General features: G+C 67.0%; 1 protein-coding gene. It reads right to left on the reverse strand.

The window, feature by feature from the left end:
- On the reverse strand, positions 1-1,176 hold a 1,176-nt coding region (gene tuf / locus FJM51_RS23415), incomplete at its 5' end, for an elongation factor Tu (RefSeq protein WP_140456494.1).

Here is a 1,176-nt window from a genome sequence, read left to right on the forward strand (position 1 = left end):
TTACTCGATGATCTTGGAGACGACGCCGGCGCCGACGGTGCGTCCGCCCTCGCGGATGGCGAAGCGGAGCTTCTCTTCCATGGCGATGGGCGAGATGAGCTCGACCTCGAACTTCAGGTTGTCGCCCGGCATGACCATCTCGGTGCCGGCCGGCAGCGAGACGGTGCCGGTGACGTCGGTGGTGCGGAAGTAGAACTGCGGGCGGTAGTTGGCGAAGAACGGCGTGTGGCGGCCGCCCTCGTCCTTGGTCAGGATGTAGGCCTCGGCCTCGAACTTGGTGTGCGGCTTCACCGTGCCCGGCTTGCAGAGCACCTGGCCGCGCTCGATGCCCTCGCGGTCGACGCCCCTGAGCAGCAGGCCGACGTTGTCACCCGCCTGGCCCTGGTCGAGCAGCTTGCGGAACATCTCGACGCCGGTGCAGGTGGTCTTCTTCGACGGCCGGATGCCGACGATCTCGAGCTCCTCGCCGACCTTGACGATGCCACGCTCGACGCGGCCGGTCGCGACCGTGCCGCGGCCCGAGATCGAGAACACGTCCTCGACCGGCATCAGGAACGGCTGGTCGACCGGGCGTTCCGGCGTCGGGATGTACTCGTCGACCGCCGCCATCAGCTTGCGGACCGCGTCCTCGCCGATCTCCTTGTTCGAATCCTCGAGCGCGGCCAGCGCCGAGCCGGTGATGATCGGGATGTCGTCGCCGGGGAAGTCGTAGGACGACAGCAGCTCGCGCACTTCCATCTCCACGAGCTCGAGCAGCTCGGGATCGTCGACCTGGTCGACCTTGTTGAGGAAGACCACCAGCGCCGGCACGCCGACCTGGCGGGCGAGCAGGATGTGCTCGCGCGTCTGCGGCATCGGGCCGTCCGCCGCCGAGACCACCAGGATCGCGCCGTCCATCTGCGCCGCGCCCGTGATCATGTTCTTCACGTAGTCGGCGTGACCCGGGCAGTCGACATGCGCGTAGTGCCGGTTCTCGGTCTCGTATTCGACATGCGCCGTCGAGATCGTGATGCCGCGCGCCTTCTCCTCCGGCGCCGCGTCGATCTGGTCGTACGCCTTGAACTCGCCGAAGTACTTCGTGATCGCAGCCGTCAGCGACGTCTTGCCGTGGTCCACGTGGCCGATCGTCCCCACGTTCACATGCGGCTTCGTCCGCTCAAACTTTGCCTTCGCCAT

Origin of the sequence: Amaricoccus solimangrovi, assembly GCF_006385685.1 — a bacterium.
Taxonomy (GTDB): Bacteria; Pseudomonadota; Alphaproteobacteria; order Rhodobacterales; family Rhodobacteraceae; genus Amaricoccus; species Amaricoccus solimangrovi.